General features: G+C 70.1%; 4 protein-coding genes and 1 pseudogene. 1 reads left to right on the top strand and 4 read right to left on the bottom strand.

Annotation, left to right across the window (positions count from 1 at the left end):
* From AB0C29_RS29135 to AB0C29_RS29150, 4 genes are all read right to left on the bottom strand, one after another.
* Positions 1-962: maltokinase N-terminal cap-like domain-containing protein (locus AB0C29_RS29135; RefSeq protein ID WP_360826586.1), on the bottom strand; the 962-nt coding region annotated here is incomplete at its 3' end.
* Positions 959-2734, bottom strand: coding sequence for a maltose alpha-D-glucosyltransferase (gene treS / locus AB0C29_RS29140; RefSeq protein ID WP_360544155.1), 1776 nt, complete (start codon positions 2732-2734; stop codon positions 959-961). The genes AB0C29_RS29135 and treS, both read right to left, overlap by 4 nt.
* A gap of 48 nt (positions 2735-2782) precedes the next feature.
* The gene (locus AB0C29_RS29145; RefSeq protein WP_360826589.1) at positions 2783-4753 is read right to left on the bottom strand and encodes an alpha-1,4-glucan--maltose-1-phosphate maltosyltransferase; all 1971 of its coding nucleotides are present in this window, start codon (positions 4751-4753) and stop codon (positions 2783-2785) included.
* A 136-nt stretch (positions 4754-4889) separates the two neighbouring features.
* Positions 4890-5705 carry a fused MFS/spermidine synthase gene (locus AB0C29_RS29150; protein WP_360826592.1) on the bottom strand — a complete coding sequence of 272 codons (816 nt, stop codon included), beginning with the start codon at positions 5703-5705 and terminating at the stop codon, positions 4890-4892.
* A gap of 92 nt (positions 5706-5797) precedes the next feature.
* Here AB0C29_RS29150 and AB0C29_RS29155 point away from each other — a divergent pair.
* Positions 5798-6118, top strand: a pseudogene (locus AB0C29_RS29155) (hypothetical protein); the annotation flags it as partial.

A 6118-nucleotide genomic window follows, 5' to 3' on the forward strand; every position in this document is an offset into this window, starting at 1 on the left:
TCGATGAGCAGCCAGGCCGCCGGCACCCGCAGCACCTGGCCCAGGTGCAGGTCGCCGTGCACCCGCTGGACCGTGACCTGCTCGCCGGTGAGCTTGCGGAAGCGTTCCTCGATGGCCGGGCCGTACTCGCTCAGCTCGGGCACCGCCGCGGTGGCGCTCGCGAGCCGGGCGATGACCGCGTCCACCGGGAACGGCGCCGGGCCCGCACCCAGCTCGTCGGCGAGTGTCTTGTGCACCGAGGCCACCGCTTCACCGAGGCGGTACGACTCACCGGCGAAGTCGCCGCCCACCTCGTCGGCGCCCATCTCGGCGTCGGCGAACAGGTCGCGGGCGCTGGCGGTGGCCATCGCCCAGCCCTCGGCGGAGTTCAGTGCGTACGCCGTCACCATGCCCAGCGGGCACGGCTCGCCGCCCTCGGTGGTCTCGAACGAGCCGAGCAGCTTGGCCACGTGCGGGTTGCCGGCCCGGCCGAGCACCCGGTTGAGCTCGATGTCGGGGTTGATGCCGCAGTCGACCCGGCGGAAGACCTTGAGGATGGCCTCCTGCTCGAAGATCACGCTGGTGTTGCTCTGCTCGGCGTCGAAGACCCGCGACGCGTGCTCCAGCGGGAAGGTCGCCCCGGGCTCGGAGGAGAACACGATGTCCCCGGCCGTGGCGTCGGAGGAGATCAGCGAGAGCAGGTAGGTCGCCGCGTCCGGGTCGTACAGGCCGTCGTAGCCGGTGCGGTCGCCGTCCGTGCCGATGGTCGCCACGGTGCTGTATTCCGAGATCGGGCCGGAGTCCCAGGCCACCAGCACCTGATAGCGCTCGCTGCTGCCGTCGGTGTACGAGACGTCCAGCAGCACCAGGTCCAGGTCGTCCTTCAACGGCGTGGACGACGCCTGCTTGACGTCGGCGAGGGTGCGGCTGCGACCCGCGTACCAGCGTTGCTGGGGCAGCCATTCGGCGTAGGGCAGCGTCATTGCTTCTCCTCGGACCCGCACAGCTGGAACCAGTAGAACCCGTGTCCCGGCAGGGTCAGCAGGTACGGCAGCTGGCCGATGCGCGGGAAGTTCACGTGCCCGGTCAGCTCGACCGGCGTGTACCCGTTCCAGTGCTGCAGGTTCAGCTCGATGGGCTGGGGGAACCGCGAGAGGTTGTTGACGCAGAGGACCACGTCGTCGCCGTCCTCGCGCAGGAAGGCGAGCACCGACGGGTTGGAGCCGCCGAGCTCACGGAACGTGCCGGTGGCGAACGCCTCGTGGCGGCGGCGGACCGCCAGCATGGTGCGGGTCCAGTTGAGCAGCGACGTCGAGCTGTCCCGCTGGGCCTCCACGTTGACCGACTGGTAGCCGTAGATCGGGTCCTGGTTGGCCGGCAGGTAGAGCCGGCCGGGGTTGGCGGTGGAGAAGCCCGCGTTGCGGTCGGGCGTCCACTGCATCGGGGTGCGGACGCCGTCACGGTCACCGAGCCAGATGTTGTCGCCCATGCCGATCTCGTCGCCGTAGTACAGCACCGGCGAGCCGGGCAGCGACAACAGCAGGGCGGTGAACAGCTCGATCTGGTTGCGGTCGTTCTCCAGCAGCGGGGCGAGCCGCCGGCGGATGCCGACGTTGGCCTTCATCCGCGGGTCCTTGGCGTATTCGGTGAACATGTAGTCGCGCTCTTCGTCGGTGACCATCTCGAGCGTCAGCTCGTCGTGGTTGCGCAGGAAGATGCCCCACTGGGCCATGTCCGGGATGGCCGGCGTCTGGGCCAGGATCTCGGAGATGGGGAAGCGCGACTCGCGGCGCACCGCCATGAAGATGCGCGGCATCAGCGGGAAGTGGAACGCCATGTGGCACTCGTCGCCGCCGGTGTCGGCGTCACCGAAGTACTCGACCACGTCCGCGGGCCACTGGTTGGCCTCGGCGAGCAGCACCCGGCCGGGGAACTCGTCGTCGATGACCTTGCGGCAGTGCTTGAGGAACGCGTGCGTCTCGGGCAGGTTCTCGCAGTTGGTGCCCTCCCGCTCGAACAGGTACGGCACCGCGTCCAGCCGGAAGCCGTCGATGCCGAGGTCCAGCCAGAAGCGCAGGACGTCGATCATCGCTTCCTGCACGGCCGGGTTGTCGTAGTTCAGGTCGGGCTGGTGCGAGAAGAACCGGTGCCAGTAGAACTGCCGGCGCACCGGGTCGAACGTCCAGTTCGACTCCTCGGTGTCGACGAAGATGATCCGGGCGTCGGAGTACGGCTCGCTGGTGTCGCTCCACACGTAGTAGTCGCCGTACGGGCCGTCGGGGTCGCGGCGCGACTCCTGGAACCACGCGTGCGAGTCCGAGGTGTGGTTCATGACCAGGTCGGTGATGACCCGGATGCCGCGCTTGTGGGCCGCGTCGAGCAGGGCCACGAAGTCCTCGACCGTGCCGAACTCCGGCAGCACCCGGTAGAAGTCGCGGATGTCGTAGCCGCCGTCGCGCAGCGGTGAGTCGTAGAACGGCGGCAGCCACAGGCAGTCGACGCCGAGCCACTGCAGGTAGTCCAGGCGCTCGATCAGCCCGCGCAGGTCGCCGGAGCCGTCCGAGCTGGAGTCGTAGAAGGCCCGGACCAGCACCTCGTAGAAGACGGCGCGTTTGAACCAGGTCCGGTCGGCCGGCAATGCGCGGGCATGCCCGAAGTCGTCGGCGGTCGGGTGCTCGACCACACCGTCCTCGACGTGGCTGCCCTCCGCGGGATCGTGCTCGACGTTCTCGTCGAGTTCGCTCGTCAGGTCCATCAGACGTTCACCTACCCCACCCCGCAGGAACTGAATCGCTTGTACTGCCTATCGGCGCGGGTGCACCACGAACACGTGTGCGGGCTCGACGTACGGGTCGATCCGGACCGGGTTGTGCTGTCCCCACTCGTACGTCGCCCCGGTGAGCTGGTCGGTCACGGTGAACTGCTCGTGCCAGTCCAGGCCCAGCGCGGGCATGTCGAGTGTCGTGTTGCCCCACTGCACGTCCGTCGAGTCGAACGAGCAGATCACCAGAACGGTGTTGCCCGACTCCGGATCCCGCTTCGACCAGCACAGCAGAGCGGCGTTGTCGATCTCGTGGAATTCCAGGTTCCGCAGCCAGTGCAGCGCCGGGTTCTCCCGCCGGATCGTGTTCAGCTTGGTGATGTACGGCGCCAGGCTGCGCCCGGCCCGCTCCGCCGCCGCCCAGTCCCGCGGCTTCAGCTCGAACTTCTCGTTGTCGATGTACTCCTCCGCGCCCGGCCGGGCGACGTGCTCGAAGAGCTCCAGCCCTGAGTACATGCCCCAGGACGGCGAGAGCATGCTGGCCAGCACGGTGCGGATCTTGAACATCGGCGGGCCGCCGTGCTGCAGCGACTCGTGCAGGATGTCCGGGGTGTTGGGCCAGAAGTTGGGCCGCATCCAGTCGATCGAGGCCTTGAGCTGGCCCAGGTATTCCCGCATCTCCCAGGCCGTGGTGCGCCAGGTGAAGTACGTGTACGACTGGGTGAAGCCGATCTTGCCGAGCCCGTTCATCATGGCCGGCCGGGTGAACGCCTCGGCCAGGAACAGCACGTCCGGGTCGACGTCCTTGATCTTGGCGATGACCCACTGCCAGAAGTTCAGCGTCTTGGTGTGCGGGTTGTCGACCCGGAAGATCTTGACCCCGTTGGACACCCAGTGCAGGACGACGCGCAGGACCTCCTCGCGCAGTCCCTTGGGGTCGTTGTCGAAGTTCAGCGGGTAGATGTCCTGGTATTTCTTGGGCGGGTTCTCCGCGTACGCGATCGTGCCGTCGGCGCGGGTGGTGAACCACTCCGGGTGCTCCTTGACCCACGGGTGGTCCGGCGCGCACTGCAGCGCCAGGTCCATCGCGACCTCGAGGCCGTGCTCGTGGGCCGTGCCGATGAACGCGCGGAAGTCCTCCAGCGTGCCCAGCTGCGGGTGGATCGCGTCGTGGCCGCCCTCGTCGGAGCCGATCGCCCAGGGCGAGCCCACGTCGATGCCCTCGCGGGCCACCAGCGTGTTGTTGCGGCCCTTGCGGTTGATCCGGCCGATCGGGTGGATCGGGGGCAGGTAGAGCACGTCGAAGCCCATCGCGGCGACGGCCGGGATGCGCTCGGCGGCGGTCGTGAACGTGCCGTGCCTGACCGGGGTCGCGTCGGGGCCGATCTCGGCGCCCTCGGAGCGCGGGAAGAACTCGTACCACGACGAGAACAGCGCGCGCTGGCGGTCGACCCAGATCGCGTACGAGCGGGTGGTGGTCACCAGCTGGCGGACCGGGTGCTGCCAGAGCAGCTCCTCCAGCTCGAGGCCGGGGGAGACCCGGGAGAACAGCGAGCGCTGCGGGTCGCGCAGGGCGGCGGCCGCGTCGCGGACCCGCTCCTCCTCGTCGTGCGGCACGATCTTGGCCGCCAGGTCCAGCAGCTCGGCGCCCTCGGCGAGGTCGTTGGCCAGGTCCTCGAGGCCCTGCCCGGCGCCGATCTTCTTGGTCACGGCGTTGCGCCAGGTCTGGTACGGGTCGTCGAACGCCTCGATGGTGAACGTCCACCGGCCGACCCGGTCCGGCTTGATCACGCCGTGCCACTTGTCCAGGCCGGGCTCGCCCGGGGTGAGCCGGGTGAACGGCTCGGCCTCGCCCTCCGGCCCCTGCCATACCACGTTCACGCCGAGGGCGTGGTGGCCTTCCCGATAGGACACCGCCGAGATGGGGACGAGCTCGCCGACCACCGCTTTCGCGGGGTAGCGGCCACAGGACACCGATGGCGTCACATCTTCGATGGGAAAGCGACCGGTCATGATCTCCACCGTAATCTTCGAGCGCGGGGGCGGGCACGGCGACGGGCGAATTGGGCAGCCGTCAGGACAGGTTTCTCCGCTATGGAGCAACCGCAAACAGCCGCGCACCCGGTGCGTCCAACCTACCGGAGAGCGTTCAGCGCGGCCCGTCGAGGCGCGCCATTGCACCGGCCAGGAAACCGGTCAATTCCGCGCCGTGCCAGACCCGGGCCGGCTCGGCGTCGCGGGCCACGGAACGCGTGAGCCGTTCGACGTCCAGCACCCCCGGCCCGTGGGTCGCCGCGAGCACCACGTTGCCCGCCTTGCGGCCACGCAGCATGCCCGGCGGCGCGATCAGGGCCACGTCGCCGAACGCCGCGCGCAGCGTCGCGGCCTGGATGCGCGAGTAGGACAACGGCGGCACGTCGGTGAGGTTCATCGCCAGCACCCCGGCCGGGCGCAGCAGCCGGGCGGCGGCCGTCGCGAAGCCCACCCCGGCCACGCTCGCCGGCATCGCCGCGCCCTCGAACACGTCGACCACGATCACGTCGTACCCCCGGGCCGGTCCGGCCTCCACGAACTCCCGGGCATCACCCACCACGACCTCGACGGCGGCGGGCCACGGCAAGGACCGGGAGACCAGCGCGAGCAGCAGGCCGTCGCGCTCCACCACCGTCTGCGCGGACCCGGGCCGCGTCGCGGCCACCCAGCGGGGCAGCGTGAGGGCACCGCCGCCGAGATGCAGAACCGTCAACGGTACGGCCGCAGGGGCCGCCAACCGCAGCACCGTGGCCAGCCGGCGCACGTATTCGAAGGCCAGGTAGGTGGGATCGGCCAGATCGACGTACGACTGCGGCACCCCGTCGACCAGCAGCGTCCAGCCCCGCTCCCGGCGGCGGTCGGGCTCCAGCGAGGCGGTGCCGGAGGCCACCCGCGTGAAGCTCGTTGCACGTCGGTTGCCGTGGGTTGCCATCGGGGCGAGGCTACTCAAGCGGGACCGCCTGCCGCCGAGAGGTAGCGTGACGCACCCCGCGACGGGGTGTGCGCCAACTCTTGGGGGCACACATGGCCGGACCGTCCACCGCGCTGTCGCCGGTCATCGCGGCGAGCACGCACTGGCTGGTCCGGGCGTACCCGTCCAGCGGCGCCGACCGGGCCGCGGACACCCTGGCCGAGCTCCAGGCCCGCCAGGCCGTGACGGTCGCCGCGTGGCTGCGCTACCCGACCCCGGTGGACGCCGAACTGGTCGCCATGGCCGGGCCGGGCGGCTCGGCCGTGCTGGACTGGCGGACCGGCAGCGAGCCCGACGACGAGCTGGCCGAGGACGAGGGCTGGCGCACCTGGGTCGACGAGGTCGTGGTCAGCTGGGCCGCCTGCCTGCTCGCC

The organism is Actinoplanes sp. NPDC048791 (assembly GCF_040650095.1).
Taxonomy (GTDB): domain Bacteria; phylum Actinomycetota; class Actinomycetes; order Mycobacteriales; family Micromonosporaceae; genus Actinoplanes.

Excerpts from the sequence above, each read along its gene's own strand:
- AB0C29_RS29145 (WP_360826589.1), bottom strand. The coding sequence starts at position 4,753 with ATGACCGGTCGCTTTCCCATCGAAGATGTGACGCCATCGGTGTCCTGT.
- treS (WP_360544155.1), bottom strand. The coding sequence starts at position 2,734 with ATGGACCTGACGAGCGAACTCGACGAGAACGTCGAGCACGATCCCGCG.
- AB0C29_RS29150 (WP_360826592.1), bottom strand. The coding sequence starts at position 5,705 with ATGGCAACCCACGGCAACCGACGTGCAACGAGCTTCACGCGGGTGGCC.